Annotated in this window: 24 protein-coding genes and 3 pseudogenes; 14 read left to right on the forward strand and 13 right to left on the reverse strand. The window is 69.4% G+C overall.

Features of this window, described 5'->3' with window-relative positions; translation table 11 throughout:
* The first annotated feature begins 611 nt into the window (after nt 1-611).
* Entirely contained in the window at nt 612-860 is a 249-nt protein-coding gene (locus HED23_RS27455) for a hypothetical protein (RefSeq protein ID WP_238442119.1), read from the forward strand.
* Between the two features lie 625 nt (nt 861-1,485).
* On the opposite strand, the gene HED23_RS27460 is transcribed toward HED23_RS27455, so the two are convergent.
* Nucleotides 1,486-2,877 (reverse strand): MFS transporter, encoded by a 1,392-nt coding sequence (locus HED23_RS27460; RefSeq protein ID WP_398354927.1) that lies wholly within the window; start codon nt 2,875-2,877, stop codon nt 1,486-1,488.
* 88 nt (nt 2,878-2,965) lie between these two features.
* Between HED23_RS27460 and HED23_RS27465 the strand changes: the two genes are divergently transcribed.
* Complete coding sequence (locus tag HED23_RS27465; protein ID WP_203186056.1) at nt 2,966-3,568, forward strand: TetR/AcrR family transcriptional regulator; 603 nt, start codon at nt 2,966-2,968, stop codon at nt 3,566-3,568.
* A 445-nt stretch (nt 3,569-4,013) separates the two neighbouring features.
* Here the strand turns inward: HED23_RS27465 and HED23_RS27470 are convergent, their stop codons facing one another.
* Nucleotides 4,014-5,396: an MFS transporter gene (locus tag HED23_RS27470; RefSeq protein ID WP_238442120.1), complete on the reverse strand. Its 1,383-nt coding sequence runs from the start codon at nt 5,394-5,396 to the stop codon at nt 4,014-4,016.
* A gap of 203 nt (nt 5,397-5,599) precedes the next feature.
* Here HED23_RS27470 and HED23_RS27475 point away from each other — a divergent pair, with 203 nt between their 5' ends.
* The 3 genes and pseudogenes from HED23_RS27475 to HED23_RS27480 all read left to right on the forward strand — a co-directional run.
* Nucleotides 5,600-6,193, forward strand: a complete 594-nt coding sequence (locus tag HED23_RS27475; protein WP_203186058.1) for a TetR/AcrR family transcriptional regulator — start codon at nt 5,600-5,602, stop codon at nt 6,191-6,193.
* Nucleotides 6,194-6,620: 427 nt separating this feature from the next.
* Nucleotides 6,621-6,896, forward strand: a complete 276-nt coding sequence (locus HED23_RS35465) for a DUF6153 family protein (RefSeq protein ID WP_338019625.1) — start codon at nt 6,621-6,623, stop codon at nt 6,894-6,896.
* Nucleotides 6,859-7,275: pseudogene (locus HED23_RS27480) on the forward strand (DUF305 domain-containing protein); the annotation flags it as partial. The gene HED23_RS35465 and the pseudogene HED23_RS27480, both read left to right, overlap by 38 nt.
* A gap of 283 nt (nt 7,276-7,558) precedes the next feature.
* Here the strand turns inward: HED23_RS27480 and HED23_RS27485 are convergent.
* Genes HED23_RS27485 through HED23_RS27520 form a run of 8 tightly spaced genes read right to left on the reverse strand, consistent with a single transcriptional unit; the run spans nt 7,559 to nt 15,996 of the window.
* Nucleotides 7,559-8,980 (reverse strand): NADH-quinone oxidoreductase subunit N, encoded by a 1,422-nt coding sequence (locus HED23_RS27485; RefSeq protein WP_203186059.1) that lies wholly within the window; start codon nt 8,978-8,980, stop codon nt 7,559-7,561.
* Nucleotides 8,977-10,482, reverse strand: coding sequence for a complex I subunit 4 family protein (locus HED23_RS27490; RefSeq protein ID WP_203186060.1), 1,506 nt, complete (start codon nt 10,480-10,482; stop codon nt 8,977-8,979). Before HED23_RS27490 ends, HED23_RS27485 begins: the two co-directional genes overlap by 4 nt.
* Before the next feature lie 6 nt (nt 10,483-10,488).
* Nucleotides 10,489-12,441 (reverse strand): NADH-quinone oxidoreductase subunit L, encoded by a 1,953-nt coding sequence (locus tag HED23_RS27495; protein WP_203186061.1) that lies wholly within the window; start codon nt 12,439-12,441, stop codon nt 10,489-10,491.
* Entirely contained in the window at nt 12,438-12,740 is a 303-nt protein-coding gene (locus HED23_RS27500; protein WP_203186062.1) for an NADH-quinone oxidoreductase subunit NuoK, read from the reverse strand. Before HED23_RS27500 ends, HED23_RS27495 begins: the two co-directional genes overlap by 4 nt.
* Nucleotides 12,737-13,306, reverse strand: a complete 570-nt coding sequence (locus tag HED23_RS27505) for an NADH-quinone oxidoreductase subunit J (protein ID WP_203186063.1) — start codon at nt 13,304-13,306, stop codon at nt 12,737-12,739. The genes HED23_RS27500 and HED23_RS27505 overlap by 4 nt, the downstream gene beginning before the upstream one ends.
* Nucleotides 13,307-13,323: 17 nt before the next feature.
* Nucleotides 13,324-14,253 carry a complex I subunit 1 family protein gene (locus tag HED23_RS27510; RefSeq protein WP_203186064.1) on the reverse strand — a complete coding sequence of 310 codons (930 nt, stop codon included), beginning with the start codon at nt 14,251-14,253 and terminating at the stop codon, nt 13,324-13,326.
* Nucleotides 14,246-15,655, reverse strand: a complete 1,410-nt coding sequence (locus HED23_RS27515) for a hypothetical protein (protein WP_203186065.1) — start codon at nt 15,653-15,655, stop codon at nt 14,246-14,248. Before HED23_RS27515 ends, HED23_RS27510 begins: the two co-directional genes overlap by 8 nt.
* Nucleotides 15,646-15,996 carry an NADH-quinone oxidoreductase subunit A gene (locus HED23_RS27520; protein WP_203186066.1) on the reverse strand — a complete coding sequence of 117 codons (351 nt, stop codon included), beginning with the start codon at nt 15,994-15,996 and terminating at the stop codon, nt 15,646-15,648. The genes HED23_RS27515 and HED23_RS27520 overlap by 10 nt, the downstream gene beginning before the upstream one ends.
* A gap of 1,036 nt (nt 15,997-17,032) precedes the next feature.
* On the opposite strand from HED23_RS27520, the gene HED23_RS27525 reads away from it, so the two are divergent.
* The 6 genes and pseudogenes from HED23_RS27525 to HED23_RS27550 all read left to right on the forward strand — a co-directional run bounded on the left by HED23_RS27525 (nt 17,033) and on the right by HED23_RS27550 (nt 20,921).
* Nucleotides 17,033-17,305 (forward strand): hypothetical protein, encoded by a 273-nt coding sequence (locus tag HED23_RS27525; RefSeq protein ID WP_203186067.1) that lies wholly within the window; start codon nt 17,033-17,035, stop codon nt 17,303-17,305.
* Between the two features lie 320 nt (nt 17,306-17,625).
* Nucleotides 17,626-18,027 carry a DUF6153 family protein gene (locus tag HED23_RS27530; protein WP_203186068.1) on the forward strand — a complete coding sequence of 134 codons (402 nt, stop codon included), beginning with the start codon at nt 17,626-17,628 and terminating at the stop codon, nt 18,025-18,027.
* Nucleotides 18,028-18,150: 123 nt separating this feature from the next.
* Entirely contained in the window at nt 18,151-18,786 is a 636-nt protein-coding gene (locus HED23_RS27535; RefSeq protein ID WP_203186069.1) for a DUF305 domain-containing protein, read from the forward strand.
* 94 nt (nt 18,787-18,880) lie between these two features.
* Nucleotides 18,881-19,777 (forward strand): F510_1955 family glycosylhydrolase, encoded by an 897-nt coding sequence (locus HED23_RS27540; RefSeq protein WP_203186070.1) that lies wholly within the window; start codon nt 18,881-18,883, stop codon nt 19,775-19,777.
* Nucleotides 19,778-19,842: 65 nt separating this feature from the next.
* Nucleotides 19,843-20,380 (forward strand): annotated as a pseudogene (locus HED23_RS27545) (DUF4396 domain-containing protein).
* A 130-nt stretch (nt 20,381-20,510) separates the two neighbouring features.
* Entirely contained in the window at nt 20,511-20,921 is a 411-nt protein-coding gene (locus HED23_RS27550) for a four-helix bundle copper-binding protein (protein ID WP_203186072.1), read from the forward strand.
* A gap of 140 nt (nt 20,922-21,061) precedes the next feature.
* On the opposite strand, the gene HED23_RS35470 is transcribed toward HED23_RS27550, so the two are convergent.
* From HED23_RS35470 to HED23_RS35480, 3 genes and pseudogenes are all read right to left on the reverse strand, one after another.
* The gene (locus HED23_RS35470; RefSeq protein ID WP_238442121.1) at nt 21,062-21,199 is read right to left on the reverse strand and encodes a hypothetical protein; all 138 of its coding nucleotides are present in this window, start codon (nt 21,197-21,199) and stop codon (nt 21,062-21,064) included.
* 18 nt (nt 21,200-21,217) lie between these two features.
* Nucleotides 21,218-21,295: pseudogene (locus HED23_RS35475) on the reverse strand (heavy metal-responsive transcriptional regulator); the annotation flags it as partial.
* Nucleotides 21,270-21,482 carry a MerR family DNA-binding transcriptional regulator gene (locus HED23_RS35480; RefSeq protein WP_238442122.1) on the reverse strand — a complete coding sequence of 71 codons (213 nt, stop codon included), beginning with the start codon at nt 21,480-21,482 and terminating at the stop codon, nt 21,270-21,272. The gene HED23_RS35480 and the pseudogene HED23_RS35475, both read right to left, overlap by 26 nt.
* Nucleotides 21,483-21,564: 82 nt before the next feature.
* Between HED23_RS35480 and HED23_RS35485 the strand changes: the two genes are divergently transcribed.
* The 3 genes from HED23_RS35485 to HED23_RS35495 all read left to right on the forward strand — a co-directional run bounded on the left by HED23_RS35485 (nt 21,565) and on the right by HED23_RS35495 (nt 22,545).
* Nucleotides 21,565-21,900, forward strand: coding sequence for a hypothetical protein (locus HED23_RS35485; protein WP_238442317.1), 336 nt, complete (start codon nt 21,565-21,567; stop codon nt 21,898-21,900).
* 73 nt (nt 21,901-21,973) lie between these two features.
* Complete coding sequence (locus HED23_RS35490) at nt 21,974-22,195, forward strand: hypothetical protein (RefSeq protein WP_238442123.1); 222 nt, start codon at nt 21,974-21,976, stop codon at nt 22,193-22,195.
* Nucleotides 22,196-22,206: 11 nt separating this feature from the next.
* On the forward strand, nt 22,207-22,545 hold the full coding sequence (locus HED23_RS35495; RefSeq protein ID WP_238442124.1) for an alkylmercury lyase family protein: 339 nt from the start codon (nt 22,207-22,209) through the stop codon (nt 22,543-22,545).
* Nucleotides 22,546-22,572: the final 27 nt, after the last annotated feature.

Genomic DNA, 22,572 nt, shown 5'->3' on the forward strand with positions numbered 1-22,572 from the left:
GCGGGGCAGCGTGCGGGAGGTGCTCAACGCTCTGCTGGGCAGCTGAGACCTCGCGGGGCACGCCGTGAGCATCGCTGGGCTCGTGGAGCGGTAGCGCACAGCCGAGGATGCTCAGGAGCAAGCCGCTCAGGAGCAGGGCCATGAGCCGTTGCTGTACCGGTGCGATCACGGGACGTCGGCGAATACGGGTGGGGGACGGCACAGTTCCTCCGCAGGCGGCCGTCGCGCGCCCCAGGGGCAGCGCAGCGGCGGGCGGGACGTTCCATGGCAGGGGCGACGTCGCAGGAACCTGCCTCGCGACACAACGCGGCGCGTCGGAGCAAGGAGAGAGACAGCGACGACCGGCCTCATCGCGCCCACAGCCGCAGAGGGCTGCCCGAAGTCATGTCCGGGAAGGCGTGGAGGGCCGGGGAAGATCGCCGGTGCTAGATCTGCAGGACTGTGGCTCTTATCGACGTGCTCGGCAACTGCTTGGCTGCCGCGACGTCACCGAACGCGATCGGAGTAGGTCGCGGCAGTGCAGGAGCGTCTGCCACGACCAGGGCGCAGAGGCTCGGGACATTCAGAGTCGGTGCCTGCTGCGGCTGACCGGGTACGCACTCCGCAGCCGTATGAGACGAGCCGTCATGCCCACCGCCATGGTGATCAGCCGGCCCGTCCTCGACAGCGAGGCCGTGGCCCACGTCCACAGCGGGCGCAGTCACGCTAGCGTCCAGGTGAGCGCTGACCGCTTCCTGGCTCACCCCGTCGCGTATACGAAGGTGAACAGCGTGACGGCCACCCACAGCATGCGCAGCGGACCCGCTGACGAGCGGGCCCGTGCCACACGGGGAGAGGACCAAGCCGTGACCATGCCGTGATCCTAGTCGCTCGTGCTGCCGTCCATTCGCCGCCCCGGCCTCGAACGGAGCCCGAACAGACGGTCCTGTCCGGACACGCGTATCGGCAACAGCACAGGTGATGAGCAGACGACGGCTTCCGTGAGGGGTCCGAGACGAGCGCAAAAATAGGACGTGCGTCACACCCGGCCTGGGGTGCCACCCATCGGCGCGTTCACGACTGCCTTGGAGTACCGAACGGTCTGCTAGTCGTGCAACGGAGCCGGGCCTCACCGCCCACTCCGGGGAGCGGCAGGCGGCCCCGGGTGCCCAGGCCCGCCCGTCAACAGCTGTTCAGCTATGTCTCTTTGCCCGATACGAGGGCCACCAGGATGTCAGCGACCGGCCGTTCGGCCGCATGCGCCTCCGGCGCTCGGCAAGCAGGCAGAAGGTACGGCCTTGGTCGGAGCTGATCACCAGGCGATCCGCAGTGCCGACTCGTACCTGCGTCCTTATCGACCTCCCGCCGGCCTGCGGACTGACCGGTCACCGAGGGGTGGCGCAGACGGAGCAAGAGCTCGCGCAGGGGCGGAAAGCGAGTGCCCGGGCGGGCTCTCCTAGGGACCCGCAGGGGCGTGGTTGCCGTCGGTTCAAGCGCCGTGCCTGGTCACGGGGAAGGCTTCTTCGGGGTCAGGAAGAAGGTCAGGAGCGCGGCTACGGCAGCGACGACCGCGCCCGCGGCGAACCCGGGGGCGAAAGCAGCTGCGTCACCTCCGGCGATACCGGCTGCGGCCATGCTTGAGACCACAGCAGCTCCCAGCGATGCGCCAAACTCGTGGAACGTGCTGAGAATGCCCGAAGCAAGGCCCGCCTCGTGCGGTTCGATCTGGCCCAGCGCAGTGGCGGAGGCGACCACGAAGAGCACTCCCGTGCCCGCGGCAGCCACCGCGATACCCGCAACCGTGGCTGCCGTGTTCTCCCACAGGGCGGGAGCAGTCATCCCGGCGGCGGCGACCAGCAGGCCCGCCACTCCCAGCGTCCTGGATCCGGTCCGCCCGATGACGCGGCCGGCGGCGTTCGCGCCGATCATGGTTGCCAGTGCCACGGGCAGGAAGAACAGGCCGGTTGCCAGCGGCCCGTGTCCGCGGTGGTCCTGGAGGTAGAAGGTGCCGAGGAAGAACACCATGATCATCAGAGCTGTGGCCACCAGGATCAGCAGCGTGCCCGTGGCCACCGGCCGACGCGTCAGAAGGCGGATGTCCATCAGAGGCGTCGCCGTCCGCCGCTGCCAGGCCGCGAAGGCCCAGTACAGCAGCAGAGCCGCAACCACCAGACCCGCCGTCGCCATGGTGATCCACCCCTTGTCGCCGGCGCGTATCAGCGCATAGGTCAGCGTGCCGGTGGCAGCGGTGACTAGGATCGCGCCCACGGCATCCAGGCGCCCCGAGGTGGCACGCCGCTGTGGCGGCAGGTAGGCCCTCAGTGCGACGACCAGCGCCAAGCCCACGGGGACGTTGACGAAGAACACCCACGGCCAGCCTGGTCCCGCGGTCAGCAGGCCACCCAGCAGCACGCCCAGGGCGGCGCCGCTGCCACCGAGGGACGACCAGATCCCCAGGGCCTTGTTGCGCTCCTCGCCCTCGAAGAGCGTCACGACCAACGACAGGGCCGCCGGGGACAGCATGGCCGCGGAGAGGCCCTGGATCACCCGGCCGGCGAGCAGCATGCCTCCCGATTCCGCAAGACCCGCCAGCAGGGAGGCGCCGGCGAACAGTACGAGGCCGAGAAGGACGAGGCGCCGCGCGCCGAACAGGTCCGCAGCCCGGCCCCCCAGCAGGAGAAGACCTCCGAAGGCCAGGGTGTACCCGCTCACGACCCAGGTCAGCGCCTCGCGCTCCAGACCGAGGTCCGCTCCCAGGTGCGGCAACGCGATGGCCACGACCGTGACGTCCAGGATGAGCATCAGCTGCGCGACGCCGACCAGGCCAAGAATCTTCCACCGACGTGGATCCGGTGTGCGGGTGGGACTGGTGGAGATCTCTGCTTCGCTCACGACGATCTGCCCCCTTACAGGTAAGTCGAACAGGCTTGTACGAGTTATGAACGCTACTATAACTCGTACAAGCCTGTTCGACTTATGGAGTGAAATGCCTCGCTCGACACGGCCAGGAGCGCGTCGCGCCGACGCGCAGCACAGCGTCGAGAAGATCTTGGACGCGGCCATCGACTGCCTCAGCCGCAACCACGACGCGAGCGTCGTACAGATCGCGCAGGCCGCGGGAGTGGGCCGAGTCACCCTCTACGGCCACTTCCCCTCCCGGGAGGGTCTCGTCGAAGCCGCCCTGGCACATCTGCTGGAATGCGGCGAGGAGGTCCTGTCCGAGCTGGACCTGACGGGCGAGCCGGCCCAGTCGTTGCGCGAGCTCATCGACTCCAGCTGGCTGCTCATCGCGCAGTCCGGTGCGATGCTGGAGGCCGCTCAGAAGGTCCTGCCTCCCGGACGCATCCATGAACTGCACGCTGGACCCGAACAGCGTGTACGCGAGCTCATCGTGCGAGGGCAGGCACAGGGCGCATTCCGTGACGACCTTCCCGCCGCCTGGCTGGCCAGCGCCCTCCACCACGTCCTCAAGGGCACGGCCGCGGACGTCAGGAGCGGCGCCATGACCGCGGAACAGGCCCCGGAGTTCATCGCACAGATCACTCTCGCCGCCTACGCGCCTCAGTCGAGCTGCTCGAACAGGCCATGACCTGCGTACGCCCCTCCCGTTGGGCGCAAGTGGCACTTCACCGGCTGACCCGATGGAACATCCATCCGGAGTGCGGACTTGTGGGGGTGACACTCGGACCAGTGACTGGTGGTACGCGCGAGCCGAGTCTCCGACCGATGGTCAGCGCTCCGGCCAGACGACCCAACCAAACCTGCTGCAACTGACTCCCAACGCCGGGTGGATAGGTCCACCTCATGGGTCTTGACCGCTTCGGCGACGCCGCGGAGGCCCACGGATGGGATGCGTACACCGCGCAGGTCGCATCGAAAGGACGGGTCCTCCGCGAGGGCGAGGCCCGATCTTCCGCCCAGAGGGGTTCGCGCGCCCGCCGCCACCTGGTCGGCCGCGTTCGGTGCAGCCCACCGGCGAATGCTGATCGTGCGCCGATCCGCTGTGCAGCGACGATCGACGATTTAGTGCTGGTTTAGTGAGCCATAACGCGGCCCTGCGAGAGGTCCGGCCGACCGGCGGGAAGAAGGAACCAGCCGGAGATCCCCGCAGCCACGGCGATGACGGCGGATGTCGTGAAGGCGGCTGCGTAGCCACTCAGGTCGCCCGCCCCTTCCAGACTCGCCCCCGCGACCATCGCGATGACGGCGACTCCGAGGGCGGCGCCGAGTTCGTGTGCGGTGGTGACAAGGCCGGACGCCAGACCGGTGTCCTGGTGGCCGAGGCCGTTCATGGCGGCGGTGGTGGCGCAGACGAAGGTGGTGCCGAGGCCGAAGGACATGAGAGAGAAGCCCGGGGTGAGGCCCGTCCACAGTCCGCTGTCGGCCGTGAGGCCGGTGAGGAGGAGTGCGCCCAGCGCCGTCAGGGCGAATCCCGCCAGTGCGGCGAGTCGCCAGCCGATGCGGCCGACCGTTGTTCCGCCGAGGTGGGCGCCCAGGGTGACGGCGACGGCGACGGGGAGGAAGGCCAGTCCGGTGGTGAGGGCGTTCTCGCCGAGAATGTGCTGCACGTAGAAGGAGTTGAGGAAGAAGGCGGAGATGAGCAGGCCGCTTGCGGCCAGCATCACCAGCGCGCCGCCGAGCAGGCTGCGCCGGGCGAGAACTTCCAGGCGTACAAGCGGCACCGCGACGCGGCGTTCCACGGCAAAGAAGGCGACGGTGAAGACAGCCGCGCCAACCAGGGGTAGCCAGACGTGGGCGGTGTCGAAGCCTCGGTCGCGAGACTCCACGAGGCCGTAGATCAGGAGAGCGGGGGCCGTGGTCAGGGTCAGGGCACCCAGCGGGTCAAGGCGCTTACGGGAAGGGGCCGGAGTGGCCGCGCGGCGCGTCCGGCCGAGCAGCGCCGGTACCGCGACGAGGGCGAACAGACCCACGGGGATGTTGATGTAGAAGATCCATGCCCAGCCGGGTCCGGACACCAGTACCCCGCCGAGCAGCACGCCCGCGGCGGCGCCCGCGCCGCCGATCGCCGCCCAGAGACCGAGGGCTTTGTGCCGGGCGGGGCCGTCGAACAGGACGGTGACCAGCGCCATCGCGGCCGGGGAGAGAAGGGCCGCCCCGACTCCTTGGACGGATCGTGCGGTGATGAGTGCGGGACCGCTCGCGGCAAGGCCCGAAGCGAGGGAGGCGGCGGTGAAGAGGGACAGTCCGACGAGGTACATGCGGAGTTTGCCCAGGGTGTCCGCGAGGCGTCCGCCCAGGAGGAGGAGGCTGCCGAAGAACAGCGTGTACGCGGTGACGATCCACGTCAGCGCGGAGCCGGAGAGGGAGAGTTCGGCGCCGATTGTGGGCAGGGCGACGTTCACCACCGTCACGTCAGCGATCAGCATGAACTGTGCGAGGCAGAGCAGGGTGAGCACCCACCAGCGATGCCGGTGAACAGGCGACGGCGGCCCCTCGTGTGGGTGGTGCACGTGCTGTGACGCCGATGTGGTGTGCGGTAGTTCCACGGAGGATCTCCCTAAACTTTACACTGCTGTCAGGGATAAGGTACGCGCCGCTCGGCCGAATGTGAACAGCACTGTAAAGTTTGACGGCGACGACTACTTCAACGGAGGTGCCGATGGCGGACGAGAGTTCCCCCCGTCGGAGGGCGGACGCAGAGCGCAACGCGACAGCGATCATCGACGCGGGGGTGGAGTGCCTGCTGGTGGACCCGCAGTCGAGCATGGCGGCCGTCGCACGAGCGGCGGGGGTGAGCCGGGTGACGCTCTACTCCCACTTCCCCACACGCGAGAGCCTCCTGGAGGCAGCACTGGAGCGCTCCGTCGCGCAAGCCGTTCACGCTTTCGACGCCGAAGCGGGTGACGTCGGGCTCGCCGATGAGGCACTGGCGCGGCTGATGCGCTCGTCCTGGCAGGTGCTCGACCGGAACTTCTCCGCTTTCGCAGCCGCCGCGGCGGCTCTACCCCCGGATGTCATTCGCGGCCGACACGACCGCATCCTCCGCCCCGTGCGCGACCTGATCCTGCGCGGTCAGCAGGAAGACGTGATCCGCAGGGACCTGTCGGCGGACTGGCTGGTCACCGTCGTCTATCAGCTGATGCACGCCGCTGCGGGCGAAGTCCAGGCGGGACGGCTCACCAGCGCCGCGGCCCCCGACGTTCTGACGGCAACCGTCCTGGCGGCATTGAGAACCAGAGATGGGCAGCAATGACCTTCTTCGCGAGAGGTCGGCGACTGAGAGCTTCTCTGATCGGCGACGCATCCCGCGGAACGGTCTCGCACTGCGGACGAGTCAGCCAAGGCCGCACTCCGCCCCGCCTGGCCACGTCCTGGTAAGGAGCGAGGGGCGGTGCGAGCAGCTTGCGATGCGGGCGGCGGCGCACCGCGTACGCAGATTCAAACCGCCCGTCACGCCGTCGCCCCGGTGTCTCGTCGTAGCAACCGGCCGGCCAGGAAGCGGTTCGTGGGCGGCTGCTCATAGGATGGGCGCATGACCGGCAGCACAGGATTCAGCCGCCGCCCCGCCGGGCGGCTGTTCGTGCTGCTCGTGATGGCTGTGCTGACCGGCCTGCTCGGCATGCATGCTCTGGGCCCGAGGGACACCGGCAGGACGATCGGATGCCGCGCACGAGATGGCGATGGCCCAGGTGGCCGGCGCACCGCACCTGAGCGGTGGGTGTTCCCACACAGATGGCAGCAACAACCATCTCGACCACGCGGACGGAGCATGCGCGGCGGCCGGGATCGGCACTGCATATGCGCCGCCCGCACTGACCAGCGCCCTGATGGACGCGCCTGCCGCTTGCACTCCGGTGGCGGGCACGGCGGGGCCCGCCGAAGGCTGCCGAGCGCCTCCCGACCTGTCTGAGCTGCAACTCGGTCGAGATGGCAGACCTCGCCCCGTCCCGAGCTGAGTCGGCTGAGGTGAAGGCACTCGCCGAGCAGATCAAGAAGGCCCAGGACCCGGAGATCAAGACACTGTCCGGCTGGCTGACTTCGTGGGGCGAGGAGGTGCCCGCGGAAGGTGCCATGGACCACTCCGAGCATGGCGCCAGCGGCATGAGCGGCATGATGACGGCCGAGGACATGGACAAGCTCAAGGACTCCTCGGGCAAGGCGTTCGACACCGCCTTCATGGAGATGATGATCAAGCACCACGAAGGTGCCGTATCGATGGCCGAGACCGAGAAGGCCGACGGTTCCTACGAGCCGGCCAAAAAGATGGCAGACACGATCATCACGTCCCAGACAGCCGAGATCACCCAGATGAACGAGCTGCTCGGCAAGAACTGACCGCACCTCGGCAGGGGCGGGCGCCCACCGACGCCCGCCCCTGCCCGTGCAGCCCCATCCGCCGTCGGCCTCCCCTCGCATGCCGACGCTGGCTTAAGGGCCACACGGCGAGCTTGTATCGCCCCCTGCAACCGCGGCTCCCTGCCCATGCGGCTCCCGCGCGGTAAGCCTGGGCCGGGAGCTTCGTCCCCGACGTCATGCAAGCAGATTCAGCTTTCAGACGTCTCGTGTCGCAGGCACGGATTAGGGCTTTCCGATCCCTATCGCACACTGTCGCCGGGTGTCATGGCAGTAGGTCTCCGTACCCGAGGGGAAGCACTGCTCCGCCGGCGATTCCGAGTCCGAGAGCGAGGATCCCTGCGGTGTAGGCGGTGGCGGCTGCCCAGCGGCCAGGGACCGCCTGAGCCGGTGCGGGTGCCGGTTCGGTGCTGGTGAAGAGGGGAGCCAGCCAGCGCAGGTAGTAGAAGAGCGAGGCGACGGTGTTGGCGACGGCGAGGACCGCGAGCCAGGTGTAGCCACCGTCGACGGCCGCGCTGAAGATCTCCAGCTTGCCGAGGAAGACGCCGGTGGGCGGAGTGCCCACCAGGCCGAGGAGGCAGACGACGAGAACGGCTGCGAGACCGGGGTGGCGGCGGGCGAGGCAGCGGTAGTCATCCAGGTGACGTGCGGTGGGAAGTGCGGTGACGACGGCGAAGGCGCCGAGGTTCGTTGCGGCGTAGGCGGCCAAGTAGAACAGCAGGCTCTGTTGAGCGAGGTCGGTGCGGGTGGCCACGGCGAGGGCCATCAGGAGGTAGCCGACCTGGCTGATGGTGGAGTAAGCGAGCAGGCGTTTGACGGAGGTCTGGAAGAACGCCGCCAGGTTGCCGAGCGTCATGGTGACAGCGGCCAGGACCGCCAGGAGCAGCGGCCAGTTGACGTCGCTGTCGGGCAGGGCTTGGTGGAGCAGGCGGTAGCCGGCGATCAGTGCGCCGATCTTGGGCAGGGTGGTGACGTAGGCGGCGACCGGGGCGGGTGCGCCGTCGGTGACGTCGGGGACCCAGAAATGGGCGGGTACGGCCCCGGCCTTGAACAGCAGCCCCGCCAGAACGGCCACCAAGGCGACGGCGACAAGGCCGTAGGGAGCCTCGGGCAGTGCGTGGCGCAGTTCGCGATAGAGGGTGGACTGGCCTGCGCCGTAGAACAGGGCGATCCCGGCGAGCATGGTGGTGCCGAGGAGGGCGCCCATGAGGTAGTACTTCAGGGCTGCTTCGGTGCCGGAGTCGTCTTTGGCGAAGGCGACCAGGGCATAGGCGGGGATGCTGGCGAGGAGGTAGGCGGCGAACAGCATCAGCAGGTCGTTCGCGCCGAGGAGGGCGAGGGTGCCCGCGCCGGCCAGCAGGAGCAGGACCCAGTACTCGGTTTCGCGTTTGTGGCCTCGTACAGTCTCCACCGACATGGTGATCACCAGCAGCAGCGCCCCCAGAACGGTGAGGCGGCCGGCGTTGGTGGCGGTGTCGACGGCGAAGGCGTTCGAGAAGACGGTCTGTTCGCGGCCGGTGGCCATGGTGATGCTCGTGGCGACCAGGCCGGCGGTGCAAGCCGCGGTGGCAAGGACGGCGACGACCCATTGGCGGCGGCGCGGCAGCCAGGAACCTGCCAGCAGGCCGATCACGGCGGCGCCGAGCAGAGCGAGTTCGGGGATCAGGGCGGCGAGATTCTCGTTCACCGCGCCACCAGGCCGGTCACGGTACGGCTGGCGGGCTCGATGACATCAAGCAGCCAGCGCGGCGCGATGCCGATCACCAGTGCCAGGGCCAGCAGCGCGATGCTGGAGACCGCTTCCCTGCCCTTCAGGTCGCCGAAGCCGGTGGTGTGCACTGACTGGGGCAGGCGTGGGGCGCCGAGAAGCATGGCGCGCAGCGCGCGGAGGAACAGGGCAGCGGTGATGAGGATGCCGGTCACGGCGATCCCGGTGGCGACGGCCTGGGAGGCAAGGGAGCCGGTGAAGATCTGGAACTCGGCGATGAACCCGGAGAAGCCTGGAATGCCGAGGCTGGCGAATGCGGCGACGCCGGTGGCGGCCGCGAAGCGGGGCGCATGGGCGGCAAGGCCGGAGTAGGCGTCGATTTCGTAGGTCTGTCCGCGGTCGTACAGGACGCCGGCGAGCAGGAACAGGGCGCCGGTGATCAGGCCGTGGCTGACCATCTGGGTGACCGCGCCGGTGACGGCCAGGGAGCGGGCCTGGGCGTCGGTGCCTGCCAGGGCCCCGGCCGCGCCGACGGCCAGGATGATGTAGCCCATGTGGTTGACCGAGGTGTAGGCGATCATGCGTTTGAAGTCGGTCTGCGCGAGCGCGACCAGTGCTCCGTAGACGACGGAGACGACGCCGACGATCACGATGGCCAAGCCGTAGTGGCGCCAACTGCCGGGCAGCAGCGGCATCGCGATGCGGACGAAACCGTAGGTGCCCATCTTCAGCAGCACCGCCGCCAGGATCGCCGATCCGGCGGCGGGGGCCTCGGTGTGGGCGGGCGGCAGCCATGTGTGGAAGGGAACGGCCGGGGTCTTGACGGCCAGTCCCACGCCGATCGCCAGCAGCACCAGGGACGCGTACACACCGTGCCCTGCGAGCGGGTTGGTACGGGTGAGGTCGACGATGTCGAAGGTGTGCGGGTCGGCGGCCAGGTAGAGGCCGATGAAGCCGAGCAGCAGGGCGAGCGAGCCGATGAAGGTGTAGAGGAAGAACTTCAGCGCCGCCGCCCGGGCGCGCTCGCCGTGGCCCCAGCCGGCGATGACGAAGAACATGCCGACGATGGAAAGGTCGAAGAAGACGAAGAACAGGATCAGATCGAGGGCGACGAACAGTCCGAGACTCGCCGTCTGCAGGAAGAGGAACAGGCACACGTACGGGCGAACGCGGCTCGACTCGCGCAGCGAGTACACCGCGACGGCGAGGAACAGTACGCAGGTCAGAGCGAGCAGTGGCAGGGAAAGACCGTCGACGCCGACGTGATAGCTCACTCCCGCGCCGGGAATCCATCGGACCCGCTGCTCGTACTGCACCCCGCCCTGGGAGTCGAACCCCGCCCACAGCGCGATGACCAGAGCGAGATCGACGGCGGCGGTGGTGATCCACACCCACAGGTACGCCCGCTCGGGGAACCTGCCGGGCAGCAGCATCAGCGCCACAGACACCAGCAGCGGCAGGAACGTCACATCACTCAGCACAGGGGATTACCTCACCAACAGCACGATCAGGACGAGCACGCAGAAGCCGACGGCGGCTTGGGCGTAGTACTGGTGCAACAGCCCGGTCTGCGGGCGGCGCGCCCACCGCCCCAGACTCCGGGTACCCGAGGCGACGGCATTGACGGCGGCGTCGATGCCTCCGTCGTCCAGACGGCGGGCTTGCCGAGCAGCGGTCAGGCCACCACGGCCGACGGCTTCGACGGCGGTGTCGATACCGGAGTCGTCCACGCGGCGCGCCTGGTGGGCGAGGGCGAGTCCGCCACGGGCCACCTGCCGTACGACGCCGTCCACGACCCGGTCGTCGAAGACCGCCAGGGCGCGGGCCATCGCCAAGACCGGCCTGACGACGACAGCATGGGCGGCACGTTCCAACTGGAGCCAGCCGTCGGTCCACCGCACCACAGCCGGTGGCACGAGAGTGCGTGGACGGAAGGGCCGCCACCAGGACATCCCGGCGGCCGCGAGGGCGACGGCGGCGGACAGTCCCAGCTCCCACACCTTGGGTGAAGGTTCGCCGGGAACGCCGAGCAGGCCGCGCAGCCACTCGGCCGGTCCCGGCAGGGCGAGAACGCCCAGGACGGCCGCCGCGCTTGCCAGGACGAGCAGCGGAGCAGCTGAGGCAGCGGGGACGCGCCGGGTACCAGGCCGCTCAGTGTCGTAACCGGCCTGAGGGTCCTCGGGGACCGGGCGGGTGACGTACCACAGGGCCTTGACGCTGTAGACGGCGGCGACGGCGGCCGCAGCGAGCCCGACCAGGTACAGGCCGGCGCTCTCGGCGCGGGCGGAGGCGAGGACATCGTCCTTGGCCCACCACAGCGAAAGCGGCGGCAGCCCGGCCAGCGTGAGCGCCCCGACGGTGAAGCAGGCGCCGACCAGACGATGGGTGCGCGCTGCCCCGCGCAGGGAAGGAAGCTGCTTGGTGCCCAGTGCGGTCAGCCAGGCCCCGGCCGCGAGGAACAGGCCGGACTTGGCGGCGGCGTGCGCGACGAGCTGAAAGGTACCGCCGGCCACACCGCCACTGCCAGCGGCCAGCACCATGAAGCCGATCTGAGAGGCGGTCGACGCGGCGAGCAATTGTTTGAGGTCGCGTTGGGCCACGGCCACCACTCCGAGAAGCAGGGCGGTCACCGCTCCGGTCCAGGCGACAACCGGCCCCGCCCACGAGGTGGCGGCCAGCAGCGGGTGCAGGCGCAGCAGCAGGTAGGCGCCGGCGGCGACCATGGTCGCCGAGTGCAACAGCGCGGACACCGGACTGGGGCCCTGCATGGCGCGTGACAGCCAGAAGGAGAAGGGCAGTTGCGCAGACTTGCCCAGCGCGGCGGCCACGATTCCGGCGGTGACCAGGTGCAGCCAAGGAGACCCGGTGTGCGGTAGGGCATTGAGGCTCAAGGTCGCGGCGCCACCGGCCATGGCAGCACCGGCCGCCAGGTACAGGCCCAGGTCCGCGGTGCGGGTGGTGAGGAAGGCGGTGTCCGCCGCGCGTGCCCGTTCCGGGTCGCGCCACCAGTAGCCGATCAGTGCCCAGCTCGTCGCGCCCATCAGCTCCCAGGACATCAGCAGCAGCGGCAACGTCGTCGCTGTGACGGTGACCAGCATGGAGCCGGAGAACAGCAGCATCAGGCCGAAGAACCGTCCGCGGTTCTCATCCTCACCGAACTCCCCGGCGGAGAAGATCAGGACGGCGGTGGTGACCGCGGCGACGGTGATCACCATGACCGCGGACAGTCCGTCCACCGCCAACCCGGCCTGGATGCCCGCGAACAGCGGCACGCTCGCCGACGGCCGGGTCGACGCGGCAGCGACAGCGAGGCCCAGCGTCACCACAGAGACCAGCACCCCGAGGGCGGGCGCCTGCCGGTTCAGGCGTGTCCCGGTCACCGCGAGGACGGCTCCCGCTGCCAGGGGCAGGGCGATCAGCAGCCAGATCAGCGCGATCACCCCTTCAGATCCTGCGCCATATCGGTCATGTCGACCTGCCGGGCTCGGTAGATCGCAGTGGTGACGGTGAACCCCATCGCCATCTCCACCGCCATCGCCACCACGGCAGCCACGATCACCACCTGCCCGCTGCCCGTGGGGGCGAGGAAGTGCCAGAAGTCGGCGGCGGCGACGATGATCCCGCCGATCATCAGCTCGATCCCCATCATGATCATGACGATGGACTGCTGGGACAGCGCGCCGAACAGACCGATCGAGAACAGGCCCGCGGCAAGGACCAGGAGCAGTTCGAAGGTCACCGACCCACCCCTCCGCCGGCCGGATCGTGGGCGGGCCGCTGATCGAGGTCGTCACCGAACCGGTCGTAGCGGCCGCGGTGGGTGGCCAGCACGGTCGCGCCGACCATCGTCGCCAGCAGGACGAACCCGAGCGTGACCATCGTCAGCATCTGATCACCCATCAACGACATGCCCACCTGGACGGTGGTATCCACCGGCCGTACCCGCGGACGGTCGGGCCAGGGAACCACGAAGACCGCCGTCGTCAGCACGGCGAAAACCACACCGCTGACGGCCAGCGCCCCGCGCTTGTTATGGAGCATCGACATCGGCATCAGACCGGCCGGATTCATCATGTACGCGATCATGAAAACAGCCATGATGACCATCTCCATGACCATCATCAGCAGGATGACCACCCCGAGGTAGGGCAATCCCAGCACGGTCACCACGCCACCGACGCACACCAGGGATCCCAACAGCGCGAACGTGACCCGAGCCATCGAGTTCAGTGTGAACACCAGGACGCCGCCGACCAGGGCCAGCACGCCCAGCGCCCACAGCAGCACAGCGGCCGTCGTTCCCATCGGGCGGGCCTTCCTTTCTATCGATTGAGGCCGACCAGGGCCGGGACGAGGGTCTGCACGATCGTCAGCGGGATGAGCACGACCCAGGCGAACTCCACGTACCGGTCGGCCCGGATCACCGGCAGGCGCCGCACCGCGGCGACCAGGACGGCCAGCACCAGCAGAGTCTTGATCAGCGACCATGCCCAGGCGGGCAGGACCGGCCCCGCGCCCCCGCCCAGGAACAGGGGCACCGCCATCGCCGCGCCGGCAGCCAGCCACAGCCACCGCCCGGCCTGCAACATCAGCCGGTCGACCCCGGAGGTCTCGCTCAGCACGCCGCCCGCGATGTCCTGGCCGACCGGGTAGGCGAACGGCCCCAGGAAGCTGAAGGCGAGGACGCCTGCCAGGTAGACGACGAAGGCGACGGGCATCCACACCGCGTACCACAGGCCGTCCTGTGCCGCGGCGATGTCCCCGACCCGCAGGGACTGCGCGCCGGTCGCGGTTGAGATCAGCGCGAACATCAGCGGAAGCTCGTAAGCCAAGCCCTGGGCGAGGAAACGGTAGCCGCCGACCAGGGAGAACGCCGCGTTCGGACCCCACCCGGCCAGCCACAGACCGGCCCAGGTCAGCACCTCCATGGCGTTGAACCACACCAATCCCACCGACAGGTCGGCGACCGCCACGTTCCCGAACGGGATGACCAGCGTCGACAGCACGGCAGCCACCGGCACGCTCACCACACCGGCCCGCCACAGCACCCGGTCCGGAGCCGGCATCCGCCGGGGCTGCGCCACCAGTGCCCGCGGCACCGCGAGCAGCGGCCGCATCGCGGCGGAAACGGTGACCGGCCGCCCGGCGTCCCGGGCGGTCAGGGCCGCGTCAGTCGTCACGGCCAACACAGCGAGACCCAGCAGCAGAGCCGGGGCGGCCAGCAGCGTCCACCACGCCCCTGCCTCAACCACGGGCCGCCCCCTCGCTTGAGTGGGCCGCGAGTTCGTCCATGTCCGGATCGAGACTCGCCACGATCAGGCGCGCCGCGGCCAATTCGGTTCCGTCCAGTAGGTGAGGCAGCAGGGCGACCAGGGCAGCCGACGGCGGCTGCCGCGCGTCCCACCGGCCCCGCGGGCTCTCCTCCGCCGGATCCAGCGCCGAAGAATCGTCCAACCGTGCCACGTCATGGCGGATGTCGGTCAGCCACCGCCGGTAGCGAGCTGCCACATCCCCATCGGCCCGGGCCGCGGGACCGCTCACCCCGGCTGCCCGCGCGTCCCGCGCGGTCACCACGCCCAAGCCGCGGGTCAGCCAGAACAGGGTTCGTGACCGGCCGACCCGTCGAGCCAGGCGTTCCAGCCGGGAAGCGAGCGCGGCAGCAGGGGCACCATCGAGCAGGTCATCACGCAGCCGGTGGGCCTTCATCGCCTCCGCAGGCCAGCCCGCCACCATCAACAACCGCCCCAGACTGTCCAGACGAGCCGCCGCCCGCCGCCGCACCGCCTCCCCCGAACCAACCGCTTCACCGGCCGCAGACCGCAGCCACGGCTGCACCCAGAACGACTCGACAGGCCGCGAGGCGAAAAGGGGCTCCTCGTCGAGGTCGGCCGCCTGAACGACATCACCTTGCAGGACGAGACGGAGCGTCAGCCCGGCGGGCCAGTCGGACAACAACGGTCCCAGCGGCACATGCAACCGGTCGAGCGTCAAACCGTCACGGTCCTCGCCCTGCCCTGCCATCGGCAACCCGCCCGGCATCTCTATCCCGCCGTGACCGCCGTGGCCCTGGTGGTCTTCGTGGGCATCACCGCCGTCGCCTTTCTTCTCTTCTCTGCCGTGGCTGCCGTGGTGCCGCTTCCGAGAGGAGTGGTCGCTACCTGAGCCGATGTACCTGCCGTTGCCCCGGTCCGGAACGGACTCTTCTCCGTGCTCGCCGTCTCGGGCGGCCTTCTCCTGGGAGGTGTGGCCCCCTGTACCGTCTTGTTCCGCGCTCTGCTCATGGCGGCGATCGTGCCGCGGGCGGCTGTCTGTCTCGGCCGGGGTTTCCTGATCGCGCTGTGCTGCCGTCGAGGCCAGGCGGGCACGGACGGCGTCAAGGGCGGCCAGTACTTCGTCGGCGGTGCGTACATGTGCGCGGGCGCGTGGGGCGGGAAGGTTCTGCCAGAGCCGTTCCAGTGCCGGGTTCAGGTACGGGCAGAGGGGCCCGGCGACGAGCAGCAGATCAGCTTGCGCCGGGGTTGTGGCCGGTGGCCAGTCCCGAAGCCTCAGCTGCCGCTCGGCGGCCAGCCGCACGGCCGCTCCGCCCGGCATGCTGACCACCAGGACGCGGGGTCGGGCGGCTGCCGCATGCAGCATCGTGCCGGTCAAGTCCATCGCAGGGCCCCCTCCCTCCAGGCATAAGTGACTCCGGCGAGCAGGATGGCCAGGAAGACGAACATCTCGATGACCGCGCTGGGTCCCATGGCCGAGATGATCAGCGTCCACGGATACATGAAGACCATCTCCATGTCGAAGGCGAGGAAGAGCATCGTGACCGTGTACCAGCGCACATGGAAGCGGCTGACCGCATGCTCGGCCGGCTCCAGCCCTGACCCGAACGGCGCGGCTGCCAGAGGCTCCGAGGAGACCCGAAGCGTCCAGCCCGCCCCGTAAACTCCGGCGACGGCAAGCGCGACCACGCCCAGCAGGGACAGCGCGGCTACGAAGCCGTTCACCAACCATCACCGTGTGGCCAGGCGGCGGAGCATGGCCGCTCGGGGGCAGCCGCACAGAAACCGACGCGTGGCCCTCGGCCCTCTACCGCTGCCATTTCCACTTTCGTCCCTTCGCCCGTCGAGTCCGTCGCGTACCCCCGCGGGTCATAGCGAATCCCGGTACGTACGCGTATCCCGCGGCTCTGGTGTCCGAGCATTCCGGTTCCGGTGCGCGAATGCGCCTGCGGCACGCCCGCCCGAGGCGGACATTCCAGGACGACTGCCGCTCGCTTCTTCCACAGACGCCCAGCCGACGGGACATGTTGGACCCAGGTCAGCCGAGCACCGCCCGACCTCCGCCTCAGCATGGCGCTCACCTCGGCGGCTCCGGGCCAGATCTCATTGCGTACGGCGATGACACCGCGCAGGCCCTGGTCTCGACGAGGACCACGGTGGCTGTGATCTGCAGCCGGGTCACCTGCTCGTTCAGTTGGGCAGGCTCGATAAAGCCCGGCTTGCCCAGGCGCGCCCACGATCGGAGACCTCAGCCCTCCAGGCGCAAACGTGTAAGCACGCTGGCGCATCTTGTCGAGAGGGGGCGCGGAGCCGGTAGGGTGTGGCGCTCGTCACGGCTCCGGGATGGAGAAAGCGACACGATGCCCTACTGCTGTGCGGCACCGACCACATCATCAACTGCCCCGTAAGGCGACACGGCGTGCGGGGGACACAGTCTCTGCGGAAACAAACCTGCTCGTGGGCCTACACGTGTCCCCGATGGCGTTTGGCGTGATCATGGGCGTTGGCGGCGCGGGCAGCCTGGCTGGGGCACTCCTCGCCCCGCGCATCGCCTCCCGGATCGGCATCGGACCGACGATCATCATCGGGTTCGCGGTCAGCCCACTGGCTCAGATCCCCCTCCTGCTCGCCGGACCCGGGGCTGCGCTGGCAGGTCGTGCTCGCCGGGACGCTGGCCGTTCAGCTGTTCTGGGCCACAGCCTCCGGGACGAGCCAGAGGTCCCTTCGGCAAATGATCACCCCTGAGGGCATGCAGGCCCGCATGCAGTCTGTGAGCACCTGGCTCACCTCCTGTGCTCGGCCGCCGGCCGCGCTCCTCGCCGGCGGCCTCAGTGCCTGGGTCGGGGTGCGCCCCACACTGATCGCCGGGGCCTGCCTGCTCATCGTCCCGATCGTGATCCTCTACCGCTCCCCCGTACGCCGCCTGCGCACGATGCCCGGCTTGTCCGGCACGACCGCTTCCCGGCCGGCAGACCTCGCGTCTGCGCCGCTGCTGCTGCCCGCGGTACCAGCGCGGCGGCCCCCGACGTTCTGACGGCAACCGTCCTGGCGGCGTTGCGGACCACAGACGGGCAGCAATGACCATCTCCGCGAGAGGTCGGCCGACTGAGAGCGTCTCTCGACGGCGGCGCATCCCGCAGAACGGTCAAGCACCGCCGACGAGTCAGCGAACACCGCACCCTGACCCGCCTGGTCGCGTCCTGGTGAAGGGCGGTGTGAGCAGCTCGCGGTGCGAGCGGCGTCGCACCGCCCAGGCAGAGTCCAGCCGCCCGTCACGCCCTCGCCCCGACTGCTCGCCGTAGCAACCGGCCGGCCAGTAAGCGGTTCGTGGGCAGCTGCTCATAGGATGGGCGCATGACCGGCAGCACAGGATCCAGCCGCCGCCCCACCGGGCGGCTGTTCGTGCTGCTCATGCTGGCCGTGCTGACCGGCCTGCTCGGCATGCATGCCCTGGGCCCCGGAGGGGCACCGGCAGGGCGATCGGATGCCACGCACGAGATGGCGATGGCTCAAGTGGCCGACGCACCGCACCTGAGCAGTGGGTGCTCCCACACAGACGGCAGCAACAACCATCTCGACCACGCGGACGGGACATGTGCGGCGGCCGGAATCGGCTCCGCGTACGCGCCGCCCGCACTGACCAGCGCCCTCATGGACACGCCTGCCGCTTGCACTCCCGTGGCGGGCACGGCGCGGCCCGCCGAAGGCTGCCGAGCGCCTCCCGACCTGTCCGAGCTGCAACTCCTGCGGATATAGAGCGGCCCGCACGGCACCCCGATGCCCGGATGTTCCCGGGACCGGTGCCGCGCCTTCGTACGCCCTCATTCCAGATCCCTCGCGCGCCGCCGCGCAGCAGCCGCGCGCACAAGGAGTTGCACCATGACCAGCAAGCGATCCCTCGTCCGTCGTACCGCCGCTGTGGCCGCTTCGGCAGCCGCCGCCCTCGTCCTCGCCGCCTGCGGTGGGAACGGTGACAGCTCGGCCGGACACGACGGGCACAGCAAGGAGTCCCCGTCTGCCTCGGCGTCGGCCTCACAGGGCCAGCAGAACGCGGCCGACGTAGCCTTCGCCAAGGGGATGATCCCCCACCACCGCCAAGCGGTCGAGATGGCCGACCTCGCGCCGTCCCGGGCCGGGTCGGCTGAGGTGAAGGCGCTCGCCGAGCAGATCAAGAAGGCCCAGGACCCGGAGATCAAGACACTGTCCGGCTGGCTGACTTCGTGGGGCGAGGAGGTGCCCGCGGAAGGTGCCATGGACCACTCCGAGCATGGCGCCAGCGGCATGAGCGGCATGATGACGGCCGAGGACATGGACAAGCTCAAGGACTCCTCGGGCAAGGCGTTCGACACCGCCTTCATGGAGATGATGATCAAGCACCACGAAGGTGCCGTATCGATGGCCGAGACCGAGAAGGCCGACGGTTCCTACGAGCCGGCCAAAAAGATGGCAGACACGATCATCACGTCCCAGACAGCCGAGATCACCCAGATGAACGAGCTGCTCGGCAAGAACTGACCGCACCTCGGCAGGGGCGGGCGCCCACCGACGCCCGCCCCTGCCCGTGCAGCCCCATCCGCCGTCGGCCTCCCCTCAACAGCTTGGATCGCACGTGATCGCCTCCGTACACATACCCCGGCGCCGCGGGCGCGCCGCGCTTCTGGCCGCAGCCTCCCTGCTGCTCGCCGCCTGCACCGGCCCCGAAACGGACGCCGGCACCCCGGCCGCCGATCCTGGGACCGGGCATCTGCACGGCCTCGGCGTCGACCCGGCCGACGGCACCGTCTATGCCGCGGGCCATCTCGGAGTCTTCCGCCTCAGCGACGGCGAGGCGGTTCGGGTGGCCGACCGCTACCAGGACACCATGGGCTTCACCGTCACCGGTCCGTCCACCTTTCTGGCCAGCGGCCATCCCTCCCCGACCGACCCGGATGCCCGCTCGCCCCACCTGGGCCTGATCCGCAGCACCGATGCCGGCCGCACCTGGAAGACCCTCTCCGCCGAAGGTGAGGCAGACTTCCACGCCCTCCAACAGGCCGGCGCGTCCCTCTACGGATTCGACAGCCAGAGCGGTCGACTGTGGGCCAGCGCCGACCACGGCCGCACCTGGAACAAGCGCGCCAAGCAGCCGCTTCTCGACCTCGCCGCCTACAGAAAAACCCCCGAGACGGTGTGGGCCGCCACGGGAAAGGGCCTTGAGCGCAGCACCGACGGCGGGCGCACCTTCGACGCCGTTCCCGGTGCCCCCGCCCTCGTCGCCATCGACGCAACCGGGCCCGGCATGCTCGTCGCCCTCGCGGCGGACGGCCGCGTGCTCAGCAGTCAAGGCGGTCGCAACTGGACCGAGCACGGCCGCCTTCCCGGCGGTGGTGTTCCCACCGTGTTGACCGCAGTGACCACGCAGCGGCTGCTGGCCGCCGACAGCACCGACACCATCTATCACTCCAGCGACGCCGGGCGCACCTGGAAGATCCTCCACCAGTCGACACAGGCGGCAGAAGACCGCTAGAGGAATACCCCTATGGGGTATACGGTTGATATGTGGAGCCCGGACCACACTGGACGGGAATGGGGATGGAGGTCATGGACGACAGCACTCACCGAACCGGCACCGGACACGACCCGGCCACCCACGAGGGCCACCACGCGCACGCCGATCACCACGAAGCGCGCGCAGGGCGCGTCTTGGCCGATGGCCGCGAAGGCCACCCTGCACTGCCTGACCGGCTGCGCCATCGGCGAGATCCTCGGCAAGGTGATCGGCACCGCGCTGCTGTGGAGCAACGTGGAGACCATGGTCCTGGCAATCTCGCTGGCGTTCCTTTTCGGCTACTCGTTCACGCTGTTCGCGGTTCTCCGGGCGGGCCTGGACCTCAAGAGCGCGGTCAAGGTGGCACTGGCCGCCGACACCGTCTCGATCGCCGTGATGGAGCTGGTCGACAACGGCATCATCGCTCTGACCCCCGGCGCGATGGAGGCCCACCTGTCGGACGGGCTGTTCTGGTCGGCGCTCCTGGGCGGATTCGTCGTCGCGTTCCTGATCACGACGCCGGTGAACAAGTGGATGATCGGGCGCGGCAAGGGCCACGCCGTCGTCCACGCCTACCACTGACCCCCGCGCCCGGTGCACCTCACATGCGCCGGGCGCGTTCGCGCTGATGGGAGTTAGCTGGAGGTATACCGGGGACTCGCGAGGCGACCAACCGGATCCGCCGGTCCCACGGAGAGACAGAGGCATCCTGATGTCCACCACCGTGAAGGACATGCTCGCCACATACCCGGCCGACCTGGGCGACGTCGACCGCAAGAAGCTCACCCGTTGCATCGAAGAATGCATCGCCTGCGCCCAAGCGTGTACCGCGTGCGCGGACGCCTGCCTCTCGGAGGGCATGGTCGGCGATCTCACCAAGTGCATCCGCACCGACATGGACTGCGCCGACATCTGCAACGCCACCGCGTCCGTACTTTCCCGGCACACCGGCTACGACGCCAACGTCACCCGCGCCATGCTCACCGCCTGCGCCACCGCGTACAAAGCCTGCGCCGACGAATGCTCCTCGCACGCCAGCATGCACGAACACTGCCGCCTGTGCGCCGAAACCTGTCGCTCCTGCGAACAAGCGTGCAACGAACTGCTCCAGACCCTCGGCTGACGGCCCCAGGGCTCCCTGGCCAGACGGGTGGTAACCCGCCCTTCTGTGTATCACCCTGTCAAGGCGATGGGAATCCTTGGAAACGGCCAGGGATGCTCCTCGCCTCACTCGCTCCCGGGGGTTCAACGAAGTGGGGAGTTTCAACGATCGACCTTCGGGTCGTCGGCTGGGGCGAGGATGGTGCAGATCTCGTCCTCGGTGCAGGCGGCGGGGTCGGTAGCGGCGGCACGCCGGGCGAGGCCGCGCAGTACCTCGCGGGTGGCGGTCAGTTCGGCCAAGCGGCATTCGATGTCGGCGAGGTGCTGGTCGATAAGCGCCGTGACGTGTGCGTAAGGGGCCTGGCCGCCGTCACGCAGGGCGAGGACGGACCGGATTTCGGCGAGGCTGAGGCCTGCCCCCTGGGCGTCGCGGATGAAGTCGAGCGGGGCTTTCGCCTGCTCGGGGTAGTCGCGGTAGCCGCTCGGGGTGCGGGGGCGGGCCGGGCATCAGGCCGGTCTGCTCGTAGAAGTGGATGGTCTTGGTGGTCAGCCCGCTGGCCGCCGCGAGCTCGCCGATGCGCATGCCTCCACGTTACCGCTTGACCTTCCAGTGCGCTGGAAGGTCAAGCATCGGGGCAGGATGATGAGCTGGGAGGGTGAGCAGGATGCGGATCACGGTGCTGACGGTTCCGGAGTGCCCGAACGCCCCACTGGCCTTGGAGCGGATCACCGCGGCACTGGCGGGGCGGGCGGCGCAGACGGAACTGGTCGAGATCCACGACCCGGACCAGGCCGCCACGCGCGGGATGAACGGCTCGCCGACAATCCTTCTGGACGGCGTGGACCCCTTCGCGCCAGCCGGGGCGGTGCCGAGCGTGTCGTGCCGCCTGTACCGGGACGCCGACGGCGAAGTTACCGGCGCCCCCAGTGTGGCCGCGCTGCGCGAGGCCCTCACCGGTGCCAACCAGGTGAGCGCTGCCGCACCGGTGGGACTGCTGTGAGACAGACGCTCTCGATGCGGTCGGGCGGGCCGGGCGGGGACGCCGTGCACCCGCCGAGCAGGGCCTGCGGGCGGTGCACCAGGCGGTGCTGCGGTACTTCGCCGAAACCGGGACAGCCCCCGGTCCCGAGGTGCTGGAGCCGGTAGCCGAACAGGCGGGCCGGACGGCCAGAGAGCTGCTGGCCGAGCTGGCCGCCGAGGACTTCCTGACCCTGGACGAGGCCGGGCAGATCACGCGGCGTACCCCTTCTGCGCCGTACCGACCCGTCACCGCGTACAGATCGATGGCGGTGTAGAGGTGTGGTCCATGTGCGCGATCGACGCACTCGGAATTCCCCCCATGCTGGAAGCGGATGCGGTGATCACTTCCTCGGACCCGGTGAATGGCGAGCAGGTCACCATCACGACCCGGGGCGAGGCGGCCACCTGGGAGCCGGAAGACGCGGTGGTGTTCGTCGGGCAGCGACCAGGCGGCGGGCCCGCGGCTACCGCATGCTGCGACGCGCTGAACTTCTTCACCTCCACCGCCTCCGCCTCCGCCCAAACCTGGATCAACGATCACCCGGGTATCCCCGGCCGAGTAGTCACCCAGGCGCAGGCCGAGGAGATCGCACAGCAGACTTTCGGTCCGCTGCTCGCCCCCTGAACTCGCGCCTATTGGTCACGGTGATGC

Source organism: Streptomyces pratensis, from assembly GCF_016804005.1.
Taxonomy (GTDB): domain Bacteria; phylum Actinomycetota; class Actinomycetes; order Streptomycetales; family Streptomycetaceae; genus Streptomyces; species Streptomyces pratensis_A.

What these genes read in the sequence shown, in the direction of transcription:
- HED23_RS27455 (WP_238442119.1), top strand. Translation starts at nt 612, where the DNA reads ATGAGACGAGCCGTCATGCCCACCGCCATGGTGATCAGCCGGCCCGTC.
- HED23_RS27465 (WP_203186056.1), top strand. Translation starts at nt 2,966, where the DNA reads ATGCCTCGCTCGACACGGCCAGGAGCGCGTCGCGCCGACGCGCAGCAC.
- HED23_RS27475 (WP_203186058.1), top strand. Translation starts at nt 5,600, where the DNA reads ATGGCGGACGAGAGTTCCCCCCGTCGGAGGGCGGACGCAGAGCGCAAC.
- HED23_RS35465 (WP_338019625.1), top strand. Translation starts at nt 6,621, where the DNA reads ATGGCCCAGGTGGCCGGCGCACCGCACCTGAGCGGTGGGTGTTCCCAC.
- HED23_RS27505 (WP_203186063.1), bottom strand. Translation starts at nt 13,306, where the DNA reads ATGGGAACGACGGCCGCTGTGCTGCTGTGGGCGCTGGGCGTGCTGGCC.
- HED23_RS27515 (WP_203186065.1), bottom strand. Translation starts at nt 15,655, where the DNA reads ATGGACTTGACCGGCACGATGCTGCATGCGGCAGCCGCCCGACCCCGC.
- HED23_RS27525 (WP_203186067.1), top strand. Translation starts at nt 17,033, where the DNA reads ATGCAGTCTGTGAGCACCTGGCTCACCTCCTGTGCTCGGCCGCCGGCC.
- HED23_RS27530 (WP_203186068.1), top strand. Translation starts at nt 17,626, where the DNA reads ATGACCGGCAGCACAGGATCCAGCCGCCGCCCCACCGGGCGGCTGTTC.
- HED23_RS27535 (WP_203186069.1), top strand. Translation starts at nt 18,151, where the DNA reads ATGACCAGCAAGCGATCCCTCGTCCGTCGTACCGCCGCTGTGGCCGCT.
- HED23_RS27550 (WP_203186072.1), top strand. Translation starts at nt 20,511, where the DNA reads ATGTCCACCACCGTGAAGGACATGCTCGCCACATACCCGGCCGACCTG.
- HED23_RS35480 (WP_238442122.1), bottom strand. Translation starts at nt 21,482, where the DNA reads ATGCGCATCGGCGAGCTCGCGGCGGCCAGCGGGCTGACCACCAAGACC.
- HED23_RS35485 (WP_238442317.1), top strand. Translation starts at nt 21,565, where the DNA reads ATGCGGATCACGGTGCTGACGGTTCCGGAGTGCCCGAACGCCCCACTG.
- HED23_RS35495 (WP_238442124.1), top strand. Translation starts at nt 22,207, where the DNA reads ATGTGCGCGATCGACGCACTCGGAATTCCCCCCATGCTGGAAGCGGAT.